This window comes from Nocardioides sp. BGA-UO-ETr-FS32, assembly GCF_059567905.1.
Window position 1 is genome coordinate 757,242 of record NZ_JCAQOX010000013.1, and the last position, 17,906, is coordinate 775,147.

The window sequence follows — 17,906 nt, forward strand, 5'->3', positions numbered from 1 at the left end:
ATGAGGGGGAGCAGGCCGCTGGTCGTCACGACCGGCGCGGCCCTCGCGCTGCTCGCCGCGTGCAGCGGCGGCGGAACGGGGCACGGGTGGGACGCATCCAGGGCCGGGGCCTACACGCAGCCGGTTGACGTGTCGAAGGACCCGACCCGTCGCGGGCCCGCGCCCGAGGTCGACGGCGCCACGTCCGGTGGCACGATCACGGTCTTCCTCCCCGGCGCCCCCGGTCCCGACACGCTCGACCCCACTGGGGGTTGGTCGGCCACGGGCAACGCCATCCAGCAGGCCCTCGTCAGCCGTTCGCTGACCCAGTACGCCCGCGGCGCCGACGGGCGACCGGTCCTGGTGCCCGACCTCGCGACCGACCTCGGCCGCCCCAACGACGACTTCACCGAGTGGACCTTCACCATCCGCGGCGACGCCACGTGGGAGGACGGGTCGCCGGTCACGGCCGACGAGGTCGCCTTCGGCATCTGCCGCTCGCTCGACTCCGGCACGTTCCCCTCCGGGCCCGGCACCGAGTACTCCACGCACTACTTCGCCGGTGCCGAGGACCATGCGGGCCCCTACACCGGGGACGACCCCGGCTGCGACGACTGGTCCGGCATCTCGGTCCACGGCCAGGACGTGACGATCACGATGGACCGACCGTTCCCCGACATGGACCACTGGGGAGCCGTGATGGCGATGGGGCCGGCCCCGCTGGGCAAGGCCTCCGATCCCTCGCACTACGGCCAGCGACCGCTGGCCAACGGGCCGTACGAGGTCGAGAGCTGGGAGCCGGCGGAGGAGCTGGTGCTGGTCAGGAACGACGAGTGGGAGCCCGCGTCCGACCCGGCCCGCCACCAGTACGTCGACAGGTTCGTCTTCCGGTTCGACCAGGACCAGGCGAAGGTCGACGAGATCATGCTGTCGGGCAGCACACGGAGCCGCGCCGCCGTGTCGACGTCAGTGGGCTCGGACCGCTACCTCGAGGCGACCGTCCGGCTCGGGGACCGTCTCGTCCAGCAGGCCACGCAGTGCGTCTCCACCATCGCGCCCGACTACACCAGGATCACCGACATCCGCGTCCGCAAGGCGCTGGCCCACGCCTACCCCTACGAGGACGTCTGGATCGCGGCAGGGGAGGTGCCGGGCGTGACCCGCGTCCCGGCCGGCTCGATCATGCCGCCCGGGATGGCGGGACGCAGGGACGTGCAGGTCGACGGCGAGCAGATCACGTACGACCCGGAGAGGTCCCGGCAGCTGCTCGCCGCGGCCGGCCACGGCGAGCAGCCCTACCCGATCACGATGGCCTACAACGAGCTGGACCCGCAGGCCGTTGCCGCCCAGGCCCAGCTGAGGACCGGTCTGGAGGAGGGCGGCTTCGACGTGACGGCCATCCCCGTGCAGCAGTCGATCTACAGCGTCTGGCTCGACCCCGACAACGACGTGAACCGGCAGCTCAACCTGCGCGGGGTGACCTGGTGCCCCATGTGGCCGTCCGGCTCGGCGTTGCTGCCACCCCTGCTGAGGAGCGGCGCCCCGTTCGACACGGCTCGCTTCTCCGAGCCGTCGGTCGACGAGGCGATGGACGACATCGCGCGGCTGCCGGTCGAGGAGCAGGCCGCGGCGTGGGGTGAGCTCGACGAGAGGATCCTCACCGACTACTTCCCGATCATTCCCACGGCCTACGCCAACCGCCTGTTCGCCTTCGGGGACAGGATCGGCAACCCCACGGGCGAGGCCTCGTGGGGCGCGCCCAACTACAAGGACCTCTACGTCGTGCGCTGACCGGTCCGTCGTCCCAGCGTGCCGAGCCGTCTACGGTGGGGGCATGCGCATCGGCTTCCACGCCTCCCACGAGCAGATCGCCCCCTCCCGGCTGCTGGCCGACCTCCAGCACGCCGAACGCGCGGGGTTCGACATGGCCATGTGCTCCGACCACCTCTCACCGTGGAGCGAGCGGCAGGGCCACTCGGGCTACGCCTGGAGCTGGCTCGGCGCGGCCCTCGCCACCACCGACCTCGAGCTCGGCTGCGTCTGCGCCCCCGGCGTGCGCTACCACCCGGCGGTGGTCGCGCAGAAGATCGCGACGCTCGCGGAGATGTTCCCCGGGCGCTTCTGGACCGCGCTGGGCAGCGGTGAGGCGAGCAACGAGCACGTCACCGGCGTCCGCTGGCCCCCGAAGGAGGAGCGCACGCGGCGCCTGGAGGAGTGCGTGGACGTGATCCGCAGGCTGCTGGCAGGGGAGGAGGTCACGCACGACGGTCTCGTCACGGTCGACCGCGCCCGGGTGTGGGAACGCCCCGAGGTGCCGCCGCGCCTCATCGGTCCCGCCGTGTCGGTGCCCTCGGCTGCGCGCGTGGCTGCGTGGGCCGACGGCCTGGTCACCATCAACCAGCCCGTCGAGGTGCTGCGCGACCTCGTCTCCGCCTACCGCGACGCGGGTGGGCGCGGGCCGCTCGCCCTCCAGGTGCACCTGTCGTGGGCGCCGACGCTCGAGGAGGCGGAGGCGGTCGCCTTCGACCAGTGGCGCAGCAACGTCTTCACCGAGCCCGTCAACTGGGACACCGAGACCGCCGAGGCGTTCGACGTGATGGCAGAGCACGTCGGCATGGACGGCGTACGCCGCGCGGTCGAGGTGTCCGAGGACCTCTCCTGGCACCGCGACCGGCTCGCCGAGCTCGCCTCGGTCGGCTTCGACGACGTCTACCTGCACTTCGTCGGGAAGGAGCAGGGCGGCTTCATCGACGCCTTCGGCGAGCACGTGCTTCCCGCCCTGAGGGGCTGACGCCGCGGCCCCGGGTCTGCTTGTGTAGGTCCGTGAGAGTCACTGACACGAGCGACCTGTGGTGGAAGAGCGCGGTCATCTACTGCCTCGACATCGAGACCTTCCACGACTCCGACGGCGACGGGATCGGCGACCTCGGGGGACTCTCCGAGCGCATCGACTACCTCGCCGAGCTCGGGATCACCTGCCTGTGGCTGATGCCGTTCTACCCCAGTCCCGACCGTGACGACGGCTACGACCTGACCGACTTCTACGGCGTCGACCCGCGCCTGGGCACCCTCGGACAGCTGGTGGAGGTGATCCGCACCGCCCACGACCGCGGCATCAAGGTCATCGCCGACCTCGTGGTCAACCACACCTCCGACCAGCACCCGTGGTTCCGGGCGTCGCGACGGAGCACGTCCAACCGCTACCGCCACCACTACATCTGGCGCGACACCGAGCCGCCGGACACCTCGAAGCTGGTCGTCTTCCCCGACCAGGAGGACTCCGTCTGGGAGCTCGACGAGCGAACCGGCGAGTGGTACCTCCACAACTTCTACAAGCACCAGCCCGACCTCAACCTCGCCAACCCCGAGGTCGTCGACGAGATCCTGCGCACGGTGGGGTTCTGGCTCGAGCTCGGGTTCGACGGGTTCCGCGTCGACGGCATCCCGTTCCTGGAGCAGAACGCGAAGAACGCGGGAGACCCGGCGCTCGCGGTCGACCCCCACGAGCTGATGCGGACCATCCGGGCCTTCCTCAACCGGCGCTCGGGCACCGCGATGATGCTCGGCGAGGTCAACCTCCCGCACGCCCAGCAGCGGGCGTTCTTCGGCGGCGCGGCGGCCGACGAGCTCCAGATGCAGTTCGACTTCATCGGGATGCAGGCCACCTACCTCGCCCTCGCCCGGGAGGACGCCCGTCCGCTCGTCAAGGCGCTCTCGCAGCGCCCGGCGATCGATCACACCTGCCAGTGGGCGACGTTCGTGCGCAACCACGACGAGCTGACCCTCGACAAGCTGACCGACGCCCAGCGCAAGGAGGTCTTCGCGGCCTTCGGCCCCGAGCCGGAGATGCAGCTCTACGACCGCGGGCTCAAGCGGCGCCTGCCCACGATGCTCGGGGGCGATCCCCGACGGATCCGGATGGCCTACAGCCTGATGTTCTCCCTGCCCGGCACGCCCACGCTCTACTACGGCGAGGAGATCGGCATGGGGGAGGACCTCGAGGCCGACGGCCGGATGGCGGTGCGCACGCCCATGCAGTGGAGCTCGGGACGCAACGGGGGCTTCTCCTCGGCGCCGCCCGGGCGCCTGGTCCAACGCGTGGTGCCAGGAGCCTGCGGTCCCGAGCACGTCAACGTCGTGGCCCAGATGCACGACCCGGACTCCCTGTGGAGCTTCATGCGCAAGCTGATCGGCATCCGCCGCACCTGCTCCGAGCTCGGGTGGGGCACCTGGAGCGTGGTGGAGCAGGACCAGCCGCAGGTGCTGGTGCAGCGCTGCGACCTGGACGGCACGGCCGTCGTGACCGTCCACAACCTCGGAGCCGAGCCCGCCACCGTCGAGGTACCGGTCGACCCGCGCGGAGAAGGACTCGAGGCGGTCGACCTGATGGCAGAGGAAGTGGTGACGGGGGAGCCCGTCGCCAGGGTCGCCCTCGACGGCTACGGCTTCCGCTGGTGGCGCGTGCGCCCGACGGGTGATCTCGCCATCCCGTGAGGCTTGTAGGCTCGGCGCCGTGACTTCGGAGCAGGTGTGGCCGGCGGCAGCCGGGCTCGTGGCGGTGGTGGCGGTGGTGGCGCTTCTCGTCGCCCTGCGCGCCCGCGGCCGTGCCGCGAGCGCCGAGGCGACCGTCGCCGCCCTCGCCGAGCGGGTCGCCCTCCTCGAGGCGCCGCTCGCGCCCGCTCCGCCGCCCGCGGTCGACGACGCGCGCGTGGGCACCTACGTCATCACCGGTGTCGGGACGGACGACCCCCCGGAGCCGGCCTCCGTCGAGCAGGCCCCCGTCGCCGCCCCCATCGACGGGCGGCTGTTCACCGACATCGTCGCCCGCGAGACGGTCGTCAAGGCCGCCTCGTGGACCCACGGCCTGCGCCGCGCGCTGTCGGCCGAGAACCGCAACCGGATCCGCTTCCAGGTGCGCCAGGAGACCCGGCGCGCGGGTCGCGAGCGCCGTGCGGAGACCAAGCAGGCGCTGCGCGAGTTCCGTGCGCGGCAGCGCCAGGACCTCGGCGGACGCGTCGGGGAGGACGTCGCCTGATGGGTCGCCCACTCTGGTTCGTCGCCGGGGCGGGGGTCGGGGTGTACGCCGCTGCCCGCGCCCGCCGTGCCGCCGAGGCGCTCACCGCCGAGGGGATGCGCGACCGCGTCCGCGGGTGGCAGGTCGGCGCCCGCCTGTTCGCCGAGGAGGTCCACCTGGGCCGGGTCGAGCGCGAAACCGAGTTGCGCGAGCAGCTGGGCCTGAGGCCACATGGTCTTCCCGAACTGACCACGAGCACCACCGACAAGAAGGACCAGCCCTGATGGACACCGCCGAGATCCGCCGCCGCTTCCTCGCGCACTTCGAGGCCGCCGGACACGCCGTGGTGCCCTCCGCCTCGCTGCTCGTCGACGACCCCAACCTGATGTTCGTCAATGCCGGCATGGTGCCGTTCAAGCCGTTCTTCCTCGGCCAGGAGACCCCGCCCTACGAGCGCGCCACCAGCGTCCAGAAGTGCGTGCGCACCCCCGACATCGAGGACGTCGGCAAGACCACCCGGCACGGCACGTTCTTCGAGATGTGCGGCAACTTCTCCTTCGGCGACTACTTCAAGGAAGGCGCCATCGAGCTGGCGTGGGACCTGATCACCAAGCCCGTCGCCGACGGCGGCTTCGGGCTGGACGAGGCGCGCCTCTACCCGTCGGTGCTCGCGGGTGACGAGGAGGCCATCGGGCTCTGGACCAGGATCACCGGCCTGCCGCGCGAGCGCATCGTGCAGCTCGGCCCCAAGGAGAACTACTGGTCGATGGGTGTGCCCGGCCCGGGCGGCCCGTGCTCGGAGATCCTCTACGACCGCGGCCCGGAGTGGGGTCCCGACTTCGACGCGGCTACCCTGGGCCCGGACATGCCGGAGGAGCTCGAGGACCGGCTCCTGGAGATCTGGAACCTCGTCTTCATGCAGGACGAGCTGAGCGCCGTGCGCTCCAAGTCCGACTTCGACATCGCCGGCTCCCTGCCCAAGAAGAACATCGACACCGGCATGGGCCTCGACCGCGTCGCGTTCCTGCTCCAGGGCAAGAACAACATGTACGAGATCGACGTGATGTACCCCGTCATCGAGAAGGCCGAGGAGCTGACCGGCAAGCGCTACGGCGCCGACGCTGGCGACGACGTGCGCTTCCGCGTGGTGGCCGACCACGTGCGCTCGTCGATGATGCTCATCGGCGACGGCGTCACCCCCGGCAACGACGGCCGCGGCTACGTCCTGCGCCGCCTGCTGCGGCGCGCCGTACGGTCCATGCGCCTGCTGGGCTGCGAGGACCGCGTGCTGCCCGAGCTGATGCCCGTCTCCCGCGACCGGATGGGGGAGACCTACGACAACCTGATCGCCGACTGGGCGCGGATCTCGCAGGTGGCCTACGCCGAGGAGGACGCCTTCCGCAAGACGCTGCAGGCGGGCACCCAGATCTTCGACACCGCCGCGTCCGAGGTGAAGCAGACCGGCGGCTCGACCCTGTCTGGCGAGCGCGCCTTCGCGCTCCACGACACCTACGGCTTCCCGATCGACCTGACCCTGGAGATGGCGGCCGAGCAGGGCCTGCAGGTCGACGAGCAGGGCTTCCGGGGCCTGATGGCCGAGCAGCGCGAGCGCGCCAAGGCCGACGCTCGTGCCAAGAAGGGCGCTCACGGCGACACAGCCGTCTACCGCGGGGTGCTCGACGAGCACGGTCCGACCGAGTGGCTGGCCTACGAGACCCTCGAGACCGAGTCGAGGCCGCTGGCCCTGCTCAGCGGCGGCGCGCCCGTCGCGCGGCTGGCCGAGGGCGAGGTCGGCGAGCTGGTCCTCGACCGCACGCCGTTCTACGCCGAGTCCGGCGGCCAGGTCGCAGATGCGGGCACGATCGCGTTCGACGGCGGCATGCTCGAGGTCGTCGACGTCCAGCGCCCGATCAAGGGACTGGTCGTGCACCAGGTGCGCGTGCTCGAGGGCGAGCTGGACGCGAGCCGCGAGGTGCACGCTCGGGTCGACCCCGAGTGGCGCACCGGCGCCCGCCAGGCCCACTCCGGCACCCACGTCGTGCACGCCGCGCTGCGCGAGGTGCTCGGCCCGACGGCGCTGCAGTCCGGCTCCTACAACCGGCCCGGCTACCTCCGCCTCGACTTCGGGTGGACGCAGGCGCTGAGCCCGGCGCAGGTCCGTGACATCGAGCTGGTCTCGCAGCAGGCGCTGCGGGCCGACCTCCCGGTCGCGTGGGACTACATGACGCTCGAGCAGGCCAAGGAGTGGGGCGCGATCGCGCTCTTCGGCGAGACCTACGACAACACCAAGGTCCGGGTCGTCGAGATCGGCGGCCCCTGGTCGCGCGAGCTGTGCGGCGGCACCCACGTCGACCACTCCTCACAGATCGGCACGGTCGTGGTGACCGGCGAGACCAGCGTGGGCTCCGGCAACCGGCGCATCGAGGCGCTCACCGGCGTCGAGGGCTTCGGCTACCTCGCCCGCGAGCGCGACGTGGTCGCCCAGCTCACCGGCCTGCTCAAGACCCAGCCCGACGACCTGGTCAGCCGCGTCCAGGGGCTCACCGAGCGCCTCAGGACTGCCGAGAAGGAGCTTGAGAAGGCGCGCCTGGCCCAGCTGCTCGGCGCCAGCGCCGACCTGGCGGCCGGTGCGACGCAGGTCGGTCCGGTCCGGCTCGTGGCGCACCGCGCCGACGGCGCCGGCGGCGGCGACGTGCGCAACCTCGCGATGGACGTGCGCGGCCGGCTCCCGCAGGGCGAGCCGGGCGTCGTGGTGATCATCGGACAGGCCGACGGCAAGGTGTCCGTCGTCGCGGCCACCAACGACGAGGCCCGCGCGCGCGGGCTGTCGGCCGGTGAGCTCGTACGCGCCGTCGGTCCGCTGCTCGGCGGCAAGGGCGGCGGCAAGGACGACGTCGCGCAGGGCGGCGGCACCGACGCCTCGCGCATCGACGAGGCGCTGGGGCTCGTCGCCCGCGAGGTCGCCGCGAAGGTCCAGGCCTGAGCATGCGGTTCGGGGTGCGGCTGGGCATCGACCCGGGGGACGCCCGGATCGGTGTCGCCAGCAGCGACCCCTCCGGGTTCCTCGCCACGCCCGTCGAGACGGTGCGCAGCGGCAAGGGCGACGTACGCCGGATCGCCCAGCTCGTCGGTGAGCTCGAGGCGGTCGAGGTCGTGGTCGGCCTGCCGCGCTCGCTGAACGGTTCGGAGGGTCCCGCGGCCGAGAAGGCGCGCGCACTCGCCGCCCGGCTGGCGCGCCGAGTTGCACCCGTGCCCGTCAGGCTGTGTGATGAACGACTGACCACGGTCTCGGCCGAGTCCATCCTGCGCGAGCAGGGTCGGCGCGGGGCCAAGCGACGGGCCGTGGTGGACCAGGCAGCCGCTGTCCTGATCCTGCAGACCGCACTCGACACCGAACGGTCGAGTGGGCAAGCCCCGGGAGAGATCGTCGAGGTGACCGATGAGTGAGCACGAGGCCCGTACGGACGAGGACCTGCGTCCCGACGAGCTCGAGGAGCTCGACGACCGCGAGTACGTCTCCGGCGGCAGGCGACGCAAGGGTCGCGGCGCGAAGGGCTGCATCGCGGTCCTGGTCGCGCTGGTCGTGCTGCTCGGTGGCTTCTACGTCGCGCTGACCCAGGGTGTCTCCTGGGTCGCCGACCAGTTCCAGGGGCCCGAGGACTACCCCGGCCCCGGCACCGGCTCCGTGGAGTTCACCGTCAACGAGGGCGACACCGTCGCCCAGATCGGCCGCAACCTCAAGGCCGAGGGCGTCACCCTGTCCGTGCAGGCGTTCATCGACGCCGCCGCAGGCGAGCCCGACTCGAGCGGCATCCAGGTCGGCGCCTACGAGCTCCAGAAGGAGATGCGCGCCGCCGACGCGCTCGAGGTCCTCATCGACCCCGACAACCTCATCGGCTTCCCGACCGTCACCGTCCCCGAGGGCCTGCGGCTCACCGAGATCGTGTCGACGCTGGCCGAGAACACCGACTTCCCCGAGCAGGCCTGGAACCGTGCGCTCCAGCAGCCCGACCGGATCGGCCTCCCCGACTACGCCGAGGGCAACGCCGAGGGCTACCTGTTCCCCGCGACCTACGAGATCAAGCCGGGCATGAAGCCGGTGCGGATCCTCAAGATGATGGTCGACCGCTGGCGGCAGGCGGCCGACGAGGCCGGACTGGAGGAGAAGGCCGCCGAGCTCGGCAAGACCCCCGGTGAGCTGATGATCATCGCCTCGCTCATCGAGGCCGAGGGCCGCGGTGACGACATGCCCAAGATCTCGCGCGTCATCTACAACCGCCTCGACGGCCCGGGCGACAAGGGCGGCACCAACGGCACGCTCGGCATCGACGCCTCGATCGCCTACGGACTGGGGCTCTCGCCCGGCTCGACCGAGCTGACGCCCGAGCAGCTGGCCGAGGACACGCCCTACAACACGCGCATCAACGCCGGGCTCCCGCCGACCCCGATCGAGGCGCCCGGTGACGACGCGATCGAGGCGGCGGCCAACCCCGCCGAGGGCGACTGGTACTACTACGTCACGGTCGACCTCGCCACCGGCGAGACGAAGTTCTACGAGGACTACGACGGGTTCCTCGAGGGCCGCGACGAGTACAAGGCCTACTGCGAGACATCCGACCGTTGCTGAGTCGACGCTGCGGCGTGCTGGGCGATCCGATCGCCCACTCGCTGTCGCCGGTGCTGCACCGGGCTGCGTACGCCGAGCTCGGCCTCGACTGGACCTACGACGCGCACCGGGTGTCGTCGGGAGGGCTGGAGGAGCTCCTTGCGGGTCTCGGCCCTGAGTGGCGCGGGCTGTCGCTGACGATGCCGCTCAAGCGGGAGGCGTTGCCGCTGGTGGACCGGCTCACCGACCGCGCCCGGCTGGCGGGAGCCGTCAACACGCTCCTGCTCGAGGACGACGGCACCCGCGTCGGCGACAACACGGACCTGCCCGGCGCGGCTGCGGCGATCCGGGAGCGTACGTCCGGCCCGCTGGCGTCCGCGGTGGTCCTGGGCGGTGGCGCGACGGCCACCTCCGTCGGTCTCGCGCTGGCCGACCTCGGCGTGCGGTCGATCGTCGTGGCGGTGCGGGACGAGGCGCGTGCGGCCGAGACCGTCGACGCGCTGCGAGCCCACTCGGGGGCGCCGGAGGTGGTCGTGGCGTCGCTCGCCGACGGACGGTGGAGCGCCGACATCGTGGTGTCGACGATCCCGGCCGCTGCGCAGACCCCGGAGCTGGTCGAGCGCTGTGCGGGCGCGCCGGTGGTCTTCGAGGCCCTCTACGACCCGTGGCCCACGCCGCTGGCGGCGTCGGCCATCGACTCCGGCCGCACGCTCGTCGGCGGGCTGGACCTCCTCGTCCACCAGGCGGCGCTCCAGCTCGAGCTGTTCACCGGGATGCCGGCCCCGCTCGCGGTGATGCGAGATGCCGGCGAACACGCCCTCGCGGCGCGCCGTACGGGTTGAATGCTGCCGTGAACGAGACCCTGCTCGCCGCCCTCCTCGCGGCCGTGCTCGCCGGGCTGGGCGGGCTGCTGGTGCCACGGCTCATCGCGCGGGTGCCGGAGCCCGCGCCGAAGGCCGACGCGACCCCCGATGACGAGCCGGACGGCGAGCCGCCGAAGACGCCGTACGCCGCCATCGCCGCGCAGCCCGGGCTGGGCCTGCGCAGCGCCCTCGTCTCGGCGGTGTCCGGGGCCCTCGTCGGGGCGGCCGCCGGGCTCGACTGGCCGCTGCTGTGGCTGGTGCCGCTGGTCCCGGTCGCCGTCGCGCTGTCGGTCATCGACTGGCACACCAAGCTGCTCCCGCGGGTCATCGTCATCCCCGCGACGCTCGCCGCGATCCTCGTCGTCACGGTCGTCGGTCTGGCGGCGGACCAGCGGGAGGCGCTCGTGCGCGCGCTGGTCGCGATGGTGGTGGCGCGGTCGTTCTTCTGGGTGCTGTGGTTCCTCCGCTCGGCCGGGATGGGCTTCGGCGACGTCCGGCTGGCCGCGCCGGTCGGCCTCGTGCTCGGCTGGGCGGGCTGGAACGAGCTCGCCCTCGGCCTGTGGGTCGGCTTCGTCTCCTTCGCCCTTCCCGCCCTGGGCCTGGCGATCGTGCGCCGCGACCGGGCGATGCTCAAGAAGTCGTTCCCGTTCGGTCCCTTCATGGTGCTCGGTGCCCTCGCGGGTCTCGTCTGGGGGACTGCGCTCTCGTGGCCCTTCGGGCCCTGAGAGACTTCACCCATGCTCCGATGGCTCACAGCAGGCGAGTCCCACGGTCCCTCTCTGGTGGCGATCCTCGAGGGGCTGCCCGCCCACGTCCGCGTCACCTCCGACGACCTCGCCGACTCACTGGCCCGCCGACGGCTCGGCTACGGCCGCGGCGCGCGGATGAAGTTCGAGCAGGACCAGGTCCGGGTGCTCGGCGGCGTGCGCCACGGTGAGACCCAGGGCGGCCCCGTCGCCATCGAGGTCGGCAACACCGAGTGGCCCAAGTGGGAGAAGGTCATGTCGGCCGACCCCGTCGACCCGGTGGAGCTCGAGGCCCTGGCCCGCAACGCCCCGCTGACCCGGCCCCGGCCCGGCCACGCCGACCTCGTCGGCATGCAGAAGTACGCCTTCGACGAGGCGCGCCCGATCCTCGAGCGGGCCTCCGCCCGGGAGACCGCCGCCCGCGTGGCGCTGGGCCGGGTCGCGTCGAACTTCCTCGAGCAGGCCGTCGGCGCGCGCATCGTGTCGCACGTCGTGTCGCTCGGCGGCGTCAAGGCGCCCGCCGGTTCGGTGCCCGGTCCCGACGACGTCGATCGGCTCGACGCCGACGAGGTGCGCTGCCTCGACCCCGAGGCGAGCGCCGCGATGGTCGCGCGCATCGACCGCGCCCACAAGGACGGCGACACCCTCGGCGGCGTCGTCGAGGTCGTCGTCCACGGCCTGCCGCCGGGTCTCGGCTCGCACGTCCACTGGGACCGGCGTCTCGACGCCAGGCTCGCGGCAGCCCTCATGGGCATCCAGGCGATCAAGGGCGTCGAGGTCGGCGACGGCTTCGAGCTCGCCGACACCCCCGGCTCGGAGGCCCACGACGAGATCGTGTCCACCGACGAGGGGCTGCGGCGCACGTCGGGTCGTTCCGGCGGCACCGAGGGCGGCATGTCGACCGGCGAGGTGCTGCGTGTCCGCGCGGCGATGAAGCCGATCGCGACCGTCCCCAAGGCGCTGCGCACCGTCGACGTCGCGACCGGGGAGGCGACGGTCGCGCACCACCAGCGCTCCGACGTGTGCGCCGTTCCGGCCGCCGGCATCGTCGCCGAGGCGATGGTCGCGCTGGTCCTCGCCGACGCGGTCGTCGAGAAGTTCGGCGGCGACTCGGTGCAGGAGACGCGCCGCAACGCCGAGTCCTACCTCGACACCCTCCGGTACCGGTGATCCCCGAGATGTCACCTCGCGTGGTGCTGGTCGGCCCGATGGGCGCCGGCAAGACGACCGTGGCCGGACTGCTCGGCGAGGCCTGGGGCGTGCCCGTGCGCGACACCGACGCCGACATCGAGGCGAGCACCGGGCGCGAGATCTCCGACATCTTCGTGGAGTCCGGCGAGGACCACTTCCGTGAGCTCGAGGCCGCGGCCGTCGCGGCGGCGGTCGCCGAGCACGACGGCGTGCTCGCGCTCGGGGGTGGCGCCGTGCTGCGTCCCGAGACCCGCGACCTGCTGGCCGGCGTGCCTGTGGTCTTCCTGCGCGTGGGGCTCTCCGACGCGGTGAAGCGGGTCGGCCTCGGCGTCGGCCGGCCGCTGCTCCTCGGCAACGTACGGTCCCGCATCAAGGCGCTGCTCGACGAGCGGACCCCGGTCTACGAGTCGGTCGCGACCCACGTCGTCGACACCGACGGACGCCTGCCCCTCGAGGTGGCCGCCGACATCCAGGAGCTGCTGAACACCCCACGACGTTCTTCTCCTCCGCTTCGCTCCTCCGAACAACGCCGCGAGGGCCCCCGATGAGCGCCCCCCGTCCGGAGAGCGTCCTTCCCGTGCGCGGCGCGTCCCCCTACGACGTCGTCGTCGGCCACGGACTGTCAGGGCGGCTGCCGGCGCTGCTGGGCGAGTCGGTCGAGCGCGTGGCGGTGCTCTACGCCGGCTCGCTGGGCGAGCTGGCCGACCCGGTCGTCGACGCCCTGGTCGAGCACTACGACGTGCTCGCCCTGGGGCTGCCCGACGGCGAGCGGGCCAAGGCCGCGCCGGTCGCCGCGGACTGCTGGGAGGCGCTCGGCGAGGCCGGCTTCACCCGGTCCGACGCCGTCGTGACCATCGGCGGGGGAGCGACCACCGACCTCGGCGGCTTCGTCGCCGCGACCTGGCTGCGCGGCGTACGCGTCGTGCACGTGCCCACGACCCTGCTCGCCATGGTCGACGCGGCGGTCGGCGGCAAGACCGGCATCAACACCGGGGCCGGCAAGAACCTCGTCGGGTCCTTCCACGAGCCCGCCGGCGTCCTGTGCGACCTCGCGCTCCTCGAGTCGCTGCCGCGCGAGGAGCTCGTCGCCGGGCTCGGCGAGGTCGTGAAGTGCGGCTTCGTCGCCGACCCGGCGATCCTCGACCTCGTCGAGCGCACCGACCCGGCTGCGCTGACCCACGACTCCGCCGAGCTGCGCGAGCTCGTCGAGCGGGCGATCCAGGTCAAGATCGACGTGGTCGTCGACGACCTCAAGGAGACCGGCGGGCGCGACGGCCACCCCGGCCGCGAGGTGCTCAACTACGGCCACACGCTGGCGCACGCGATCGAGCGCACGAGTGACTACACGGTGCGTCACGGCGAGGCCGTCGCGATCGGCTGCGTCTTCGTCGCCGAGCTCGCGGCCCGCGCGGGCTCCCTGACCCCCGAGGTCGTCGAGCGGCACCGCGCGGCGTTCGGCAGGGTCGGCCTGCCGACGTCCTACGACCCGGCCTCGATGGGTGCGGCGTCCTTCGACGACCTGCACGCCGCGATGAAGGTCGACAAGAAGGCGCGCGGCTCGCAGCTGCGGTTCGTCGTCCTCGACGACCTGGCCTCACCCCGGATCCTGGCCGGCCCCGGCGAGGACGACCTGCGCGCTGCCCACGAGGCGATAACCTCCGCCGGGTGACGGACACCTCGGGGGACCACGACAGCGCCATCAGCGACTCGGGCGGCACCATGACGCGCCTGGTCGGACCCGCGAAGCCGCGACCCGTCGACCTCGAGCTCCTCGAGGCGCAACGCTCGGTGGGCGCCGACGACGGCTGGCGCCCGGACGGCACGCCGCCCTTCCTCGACCACGGCGACGTCCTGCTGTGGCGCTACGGGCCCCGGCTCGAGCCCGTGCGCGTGGTGCGCGACGACGAGCGCGGACTCGTCGTGTGGCTCGCGGAGCACACCGAGGTCGTCACGTGGGTGCCTGTCGACGGCCGCCTGCCACGGGAGATCCCGCTGGCCGAGCGGTTCCTGGCGGAGGGCACCACGGCCGTGAGCCGCTGGCAGGGCGGCGGGATCCTGCGGATCGCGCCGACGGGACGACCGTGGTCGGTGTGGCTGTTCTGGGAGGACGACGGCTCGTTCGCCGGCCACTACGTCAACCTCGAGCTTCCCCATCGCCGCTACGGCGCCGAGACCGCGACCCGGGACCTGGTGCTCGACCTCTGGCGGGACGCCGACGGCGAGCTGTGGCTCAAGGACGCCGACGAGCTCGAGGTCGCGGTGTCGTGCGGGCGCTACACGCGCGAGCTCGCGGACGAGGTGCGTGCGGCGGCCGAGTGGGCGCGCGCCGACCTCGTCGAGGCCGCGGACTGGCCCCTCGACGAGGAGTGGACGACGTGGCGACCGCCCACCGGCTGGGACGTGCCGCCGCTCCCGGACAGCGCAGACGTACGCACCGCACGCGCCACTACGCTGCCGTCATGACGAAGGTCCTCGTCCTCAACGGTCCCAACCTCGGGCGGCTCGGCCGCCGGCAGCCGGAGATCTACGGGTCGACGACCCACACCGAGCTGGCCCACCAGTGCGTGGAGTGGGGCCGCGACCTCGGTCTCGACGTGGAGGTCCGCCAGACCAACCACGAGGGCGAGCTCCTCGACTGGCTCAACGCCGCGGCCGACGACGGCAACCCTGTCGTGCTCAACGCGGGCGCGTGGACCCACTACTCCCTCGCGCTGTGGGACGCGTGCGCGCAGCTCGTCGCACCGCTGGTCGAGGTGCACATCTCCGACCCCAGGCAGCGTGCCGAGGAGTTCCGCCACACCTCCGTCGTGGAGCGGCACGCGATGGCGACGATCGCCGGGCAGGGGATCGACGGCTACCGGCAGGCGCTGGAGCTCCTGGTCCGCACCTAGTCCGTGGTCGCGAGCGCGGCCCGGGTCGCCGCGTCCGCGGGGTAGAGCGCCTCGATCGCGAGCTCGGCCACCGTCACGTCGCCGGGCGTGCCGAAGACAGTGGTGGTCGTCAGGAAGGACAGCACGTCGTCGCCGGCCCGCAGGCGCAGCGTCAGCACGATGCCTGGCGTCGGGTGGGGGCGCGGGACGGGGAACTCCGCGACCAGGGCTGCCAGCCGCGGGTCGCCCGTCGTGTCGTGCTCGTGGCGGATCCGCGACATGATCGCCGCGTGCCACTCGTCGAGGTTGGCGATGCGCGAGGCCAGCCCGCGCGGGTCGAGGCTGAGCCGCACCACGTTGACGGGCGGCTCGAGGAGATCGGGCGGCACGTCTGCCAGCAGGCGGTAGGCCGCCTCGTTGGCGGTGACGAGGTCCCAGCCGCCGTCGATCACGAGCGCGGGGTAGGGCTCGTGCCCGGCGAGGATCTGCTCGAGCGCCTCGTTGACCTCGGCCAGGGCCGGGGCGTCGAGCGGCAGCGCGGAGGTGTCCGGGGCGAATCCCGCCGCGGTGAAGAGCCGGCGCCGCTCGCGCAGGGGCACGGCCAGCGCCTCGCTCAGCTGGCCGACCATCGTCGGGCTCGGCCGCGCCTTGCCCGTCTCGATGTAGGACAGGTGGCGCGTCGAGACGCCGCACTGGTCGGACAGCGCCTGCTGCGACAGGCGGCGGCGCTGCCGCCAGTGCCGGACGAGCGAGCCCACGTCGGCCGGCGCCGCGAGGTCCAGGGTCGTGGTGGTCCCCAAGGTCATGGTCGTCACTGTGTCAGCCCAAGCGCGCCAGCCACACCTGCCCGGCCGCGAACACGACCACCACGACGGCCTGGAGGACGGTCCAGGCGACGCCGATCGTCGTGAGCCCGCCGAGGAGCGCGTAGTCGAGGCTGGCGAGGACCCACGCGATGTTGAGCGTCGCGAGGGCGGTGACGCCGCGCCGGGGGATCGGGCGCCGGGTGGCGAGCAGCGCCACGCCCGCGGCGACGACGAGGAGGAAGACGCCGAGGGAGCGTACGAGCGTCTCCGGGGCGCCGAACCAGTCGGCGAGCCAGCCGCCGGCGAGGACGTACGCGAGTCCGTTGACGCCGGTCATGGCCGCGTCGGCGAGGAGGAAGGCGCCGGCGATCGGCACGGTGATGCCGACGCGGGTGGTGGAGGAGGTGGCGGTGGAGGTCTGCTGTGTCGTGGTCATGGCACAAGGCTCGCGGTGCCTGGGCATGGAGACCATGACGTCGGAGGTCATGACGCCGGCTCCTGGCCGCGCACGCCTGATCGGCCGTCTGGTTGGATCGGCGGGTGCTTCCCTTCCGGCAGGTCGACGTCTTCAGTGCCGATCCCTGGCTCGGCAACCCGCTCGCGGTCGTGCACGACGCCGACGGCGTCAGCGACGCGCAGATGGCGGAGCTCGCGCGGTGGACCAACCTGTCGGAGACGACGTTCCTCTGCACGCCGACCGACCCCGCCGCGGACTACCGCGTCCGGATCTGGACGACGGGCGGCGAGCTGCCGTTCGCCGGGCACCCGACGATCGGCAGCGCGCACGCGTGGCTGGAGGCCGGGGGAGTGCCGCGGGGGGACACCCTCGTGCAGGAGTGCGGCGCGGGACTCGTGGACGTACGCAGCTCGCCCCACCTCGGGTTCGCCGCGCCGCCGCTGCGGCGCTCGGGACCTGTCGAGGCGGACCTGCGTGCCCGCATCGTCCGCGCGCTCGGTGTCACCGACGACACGGTCGAGGACATGGCCTGGATCGACAACGGCCCCGGGTGGGTCGGTGTCGACCTCGGGGCGGCCGAGTCCGTCGTGGCCGTCGAGCCCGACGTCGCCGCCTTCACCGACCTCAAGGTGACGATCCTCGGCCGGTGGGACCCGGCCACCGCGGCCGACCTCGGCGCCGACGTCGAGGTGCGCGCGTTCTACGCCGACGGCCGCGACTTCGGCGAGGACCCGGTCACCGGCTCGGCCAACGCCGGGCTCGCCCAGTGGCTCATCGGCACCGGCGCGCTCCCGTCGGCGTACACGTCCCGGCAGGGGAGCGTGATCGGCAGGGAGGGGCGCGTACGCCTCGAGGCGGCCGACGGACAGGTGTGGGTGTCGGGGGACGCGGTCACGCGGATCGTGGGAGAGGTGGACCTCTAGACGCCTGCTCCGGCGTCACCCGTGCGGCTCTCACGCGACCGGCGCCACGGCAGGGCGCCCTCGAGCTCCACCTCCAGCGAGAAGCTGAGGAACGTGCGCACGAGCACGATGAGCCCGAGCGCGAGCGCGCTCTCCAGGGTCGGGTCGACCGTGATGGTGAGGACGATGTCGGCGATGATCAGCAGTTCCAGCCCGAGGAGGATGGCGCGGCCCACGCCGCGCCGGACCCGCTCGTAGGCGACCGAAACGCCGGTGCGTCGCGCCGTGACCAGCGCCGATGCGAAGGCCGCGAGTGCCCCGACGACCAGGACGAGGACTCCCGCGACCTCGAATCCGTGGACGACCAGCTCCATGAGGGTGTCGAAGTCGGCTTCCTCCATGAGCGCCAGACTCCCACGCTCGCGCGGTTGCCGACACCGCGTCACTGGTGGGCTGCGCGCACGGGTCGCGG

General features: G+C 72.7%; 19 protein-coding genes. 16 read left to right on the forward strand and 3 right to left on the reverse strand.

Features of this window, described 5'->3' with window-relative positions; translation table 11 throughout:
• The 15 genes from AC57BS_RS08825 to AC57BS_RS08895 are packed head-to-tail and all read left to right on the forward strand — an operon-like array spanning position 1 to position 15,290.
• On the forward strand, positions 1 to 1,770 hold the full coding sequence (locus AC57BS_RS08825) for an ABC transporter substrate-binding protein (RefSeq protein WP_496411053.1): 1,770 nt from the start codon (positions 1 to 3) through the stop codon (positions 1,768 to 1,770).
• Between the two features lie 43 nt (positions 1,771 to 1,813).
• On the forward strand, positions 1,814 to 2,770 hold the full coding sequence (locus tag AC57BS_RS08830) for a TIGR03885 family FMN-dependent LLM class oxidoreductase (RefSeq protein ID WP_496411054.1): 957 nt from the start codon (positions 1,814 to 1,816) through the stop codon (positions 2,768 to 2,770).
• A 32-nt stretch (positions 2,771 to 2,802) separates the two neighbouring features.
• Positions 2,803 to 4,473, forward strand: a complete 1,671-nt coding sequence (locus AC57BS_RS08835) for an alpha-amylase family protein (protein WP_496411055.1) — start codon at positions 2,803 to 2,805, stop codon at positions 4,471 to 4,473.
• Between the two features lie 19 nt (positions 4,474 to 4,492).
• A complete protein-coding gene (locus AC57BS_RS08840; protein ID WP_496411056.1) occupies positions 4,493 to 5,014 on the forward strand; it encodes a hypothetical protein in 522 nt (173 codons plus the stop codon).
• The gene (locus AC57BS_RS08845) at positions 5,014 to 5,277 is read left to right on the forward strand and encodes a DUF6167 family protein (protein WP_496411057.1); all 264 of its coding nucleotides are present in this window, start codon (positions 5,014 to 5,016) and stop codon (positions 5,275 to 5,277) included. The genes AC57BS_RS08840 and AC57BS_RS08845 overlap by 1 nt, the downstream gene beginning before the upstream one ends.
• Entirely contained in the window at positions 5,277 to 7,976 is a 2,700-nt protein-coding gene (alaS, locus tag AC57BS_RS08850) for an alanine--tRNA ligase (protein ID WP_496411058.1), read from the forward strand. The genes AC57BS_RS08845 and alaS overlap by 1 nt, the downstream gene beginning before the upstream one ends.
• Positions 7,977 to 7,978: 2 nt before the next feature.
• Positions 7,979 to 8,440, forward strand: a complete 462-nt coding sequence (ruvX, locus tag AC57BS_RS08855; RefSeq protein WP_496411059.1) for a Holliday junction resolvase RuvX — start codon at positions 7,979 to 7,981, stop codon at positions 8,438 to 8,440.
• Entirely contained in the window at positions 8,433 to 9,620 is a 1,188-nt protein-coding gene (gene mltG, locus AC57BS_RS08860) for an endolytic transglycosylase MltG (protein WP_496411060.1), read from the forward strand. The genes ruvX and mltG overlap by 8 nt, the downstream gene beginning before the upstream one ends.
• Before the next feature lie 14 nt (positions 9,621 to 9,634).
• Positions 9,635 to 10,441: a shikimate dehydrogenase gene (locus AC57BS_RS08865; protein WP_496411061.1), complete on the forward strand. Its 807-nt coding sequence runs from the start codon at positions 9,635 to 9,637 to the stop codon at positions 10,439 to 10,441.
• An 8-nt stretch (positions 10,442 to 10,449) separates the two neighbouring features.
• Positions 10,450 to 11,187, forward strand: a complete 738-nt coding sequence (locus tag AC57BS_RS08870; protein ID WP_496411062.1) for a prepilin peptidase — start codon at positions 10,450 to 10,452, stop codon at positions 11,185 to 11,187.
• 12 nt (positions 11,188 to 11,199) lie between these two features.
• The gene (aroC, locus tag AC57BS_RS08875) at positions 11,200 to 12,378 is read left to right on the forward strand and encodes a chorismate synthase (protein ID WP_496411063.1); all 1,179 of its coding nucleotides are present in this window, start codon (positions 11,200 to 11,202) and stop codon (positions 12,376 to 12,378) included.
• Positions 12,379 to 12,386: 8 nt separating this feature from the next.
• Positions 12,387 to 12,947 carry a shikimate kinase gene (locus AC57BS_RS08880; RefSeq protein ID WP_496411064.1) on the forward strand — a complete coding sequence of 187 codons (561 nt, stop codon included), beginning with the start codon at positions 12,387 to 12,389 and terminating at the stop codon, positions 12,945 to 12,947.
• Positions 12,944 to 14,068, forward strand: a complete 1,125-nt coding sequence (gene aroB / locus AC57BS_RS08885; protein ID WP_496411065.1) for a 3-dehydroquinate synthase — start codon at positions 12,944 to 12,946, stop codon at positions 14,066 to 14,068. Before AC57BS_RS08880 ends, aroB begins: the two co-directional genes overlap by 4 nt.
• Positions 14,065 to 14,862, forward strand: a complete 798-nt coding sequence (locus tag AC57BS_RS08890) for a ribonuclease FAU-1 family protein (RefSeq protein ID WP_496411066.1) — start codon at positions 14,065 to 14,067, stop codon at positions 14,860 to 14,862. The genes aroB and AC57BS_RS08890 overlap by 4 nt, the downstream gene beginning before the upstream one ends.
• Complete coding sequence (locus AC57BS_RS08895; RefSeq protein WP_496411067.1) at positions 14,859 to 15,290, forward strand: type II 3-dehydroquinate dehydratase; 432 nt, start codon at positions 14,859 to 14,861, stop codon at positions 15,288 to 15,290. The genes AC57BS_RS08890 and AC57BS_RS08895 overlap by 4 nt, the downstream gene beginning before the upstream one ends.
• Here the strand turns inward: AC57BS_RS08895 and AC57BS_RS08900 are convergent.
• Positions 15,287 to 16,075 (reverse strand): helix-turn-helix domain-containing protein, encoded by a 789-nt coding sequence (locus tag AC57BS_RS08900; RefSeq protein WP_496411068.1) that lies wholly within the window; start codon positions 16,073 to 16,075, stop codon positions 15,287 to 15,289. The two genes, AC57BS_RS08895 and AC57BS_RS08900, sit on opposite strands and share 4 nt — an antisense overlap.
• A gap of 13 nt (positions 16,076 to 16,088) precedes the next feature.
• On the reverse strand, positions 16,089 to 16,511 hold the full coding sequence (locus AC57BS_RS08905; RefSeq protein WP_496411069.1) for a hypothetical protein: 423 nt from the start codon (positions 16,509 to 16,511) through the stop codon (positions 16,089 to 16,091).
• A gap of 104 nt (positions 16,512 to 16,615) precedes the next feature.
• Here AC57BS_RS08905 and AC57BS_RS08910 point away from each other — a divergent pair, with 104 nt between their 5' ends.
• Positions 16,616 to 17,455 carry a PhzF family phenazine biosynthesis protein gene (locus AC57BS_RS08910; protein WP_496411070.1) on the forward strand — a complete coding sequence of 280 codons (840 nt, stop codon included), beginning with the start codon at positions 16,616 to 16,618 and terminating at the stop codon, positions 17,453 to 17,455.
• On the opposite strand, the gene AC57BS_RS08915 is transcribed toward AC57BS_RS08910, so the two are convergent.
• Positions 17,452 to 17,835 (reverse strand): DUF1622 domain-containing protein, encoded by a 384-nt coding sequence (locus AC57BS_RS08915; protein WP_496411071.1) that lies wholly within the window; start codon positions 17,833 to 17,835, stop codon positions 17,452 to 17,454. The genes AC57BS_RS08910 and AC57BS_RS08915 overlap by 4 nt on opposite strands.
• Positions 17,836 to 17,906 lie beyond the last annotated feature (71 nt).

Coding starts and splice junctions, on each gene's coding strand:
- AC57BS_RS08825 (WP_496411053.1), top strand. CDS start 1: ATGAGGGGGAGCAGGCCGCTGGTCGTCACGACCGGCGCGGCCCTCGCG.
- AC57BS_RS08830 (WP_496411054.1), top strand. CDS start 1,814: ATGCGCATCGGCTTCCACGCCTCCCACGAGCAGATCGCCCCCTCCCGG.
- AC57BS_RS08845 (WP_496411057.1), top strand. CDS start 5,014: ATGGGTCGCCCACTCTGGTTCGTCGCCGGGGCGGGGGTCGGGGTGTAC.
- alaS (WP_496411058.1), top strand. CDS start 5,277: ATGGACACCGCCGAGATCCGCCGCCGCTTCCTCGCGCACTTCGAGGCC.
- ruvX (WP_496411059.1), top strand. CDS start 7,979: ATGCGGTTCGGGGTGCGGCTGGGCATCGACCCGGGGGACGCCCGGATC.
- mltG (WP_496411060.1), top strand. CDS start 8,433: ATGAGTGAGCACGAGGCCCGTACGGACGAGGACCTGCGTCCCGACGAG.
- aroC (WP_496411063.1), top strand. CDS start 11,200: ATGCTCCGATGGCTCACAGCAGGCGAGTCCCACGGTCCCTCTCTGGTG.
- AC57BS_RS08880 (WP_496411064.1), top strand. CDS start 12,387: ATGTCACCTCGCGTGGTGCTGGTCGGCCCGATGGGCGCCGGCAAGACG.
- aroB (WP_496411065.1), top strand. CDS start 12,944: ATGAGCGCCCCCCGTCCGGAGAGCGTCCTTCCCGTGCGCGGCGCGTCC.
- AC57BS_RS08895 (WP_496411067.1), top strand. CDS start 14,859: ATGACGAAGGTCCTCGTCCTCAACGGTCCCAACCTCGGGCGGCTCGGC.
- AC57BS_RS08900 (WP_496411068.1), bottom strand. CDS start 16,075: ATGACCTTGGGGACCACCACGACCCTGGACCTCGCGGCGCCGGCCGAC.
- AC57BS_RS08905 (WP_496411069.1), bottom strand. CDS start 16,511: ATGACCACGACACAGCAGACCTCCACCGCCACCTCCTCCACCACCCGC.
- AC57BS_RS08915 (WP_496411071.1), bottom strand. CDS start 17,835: ATGGAGGAAGCCGACTTCGACACCCTCATGGAGCTGGTCGTCCACGGA.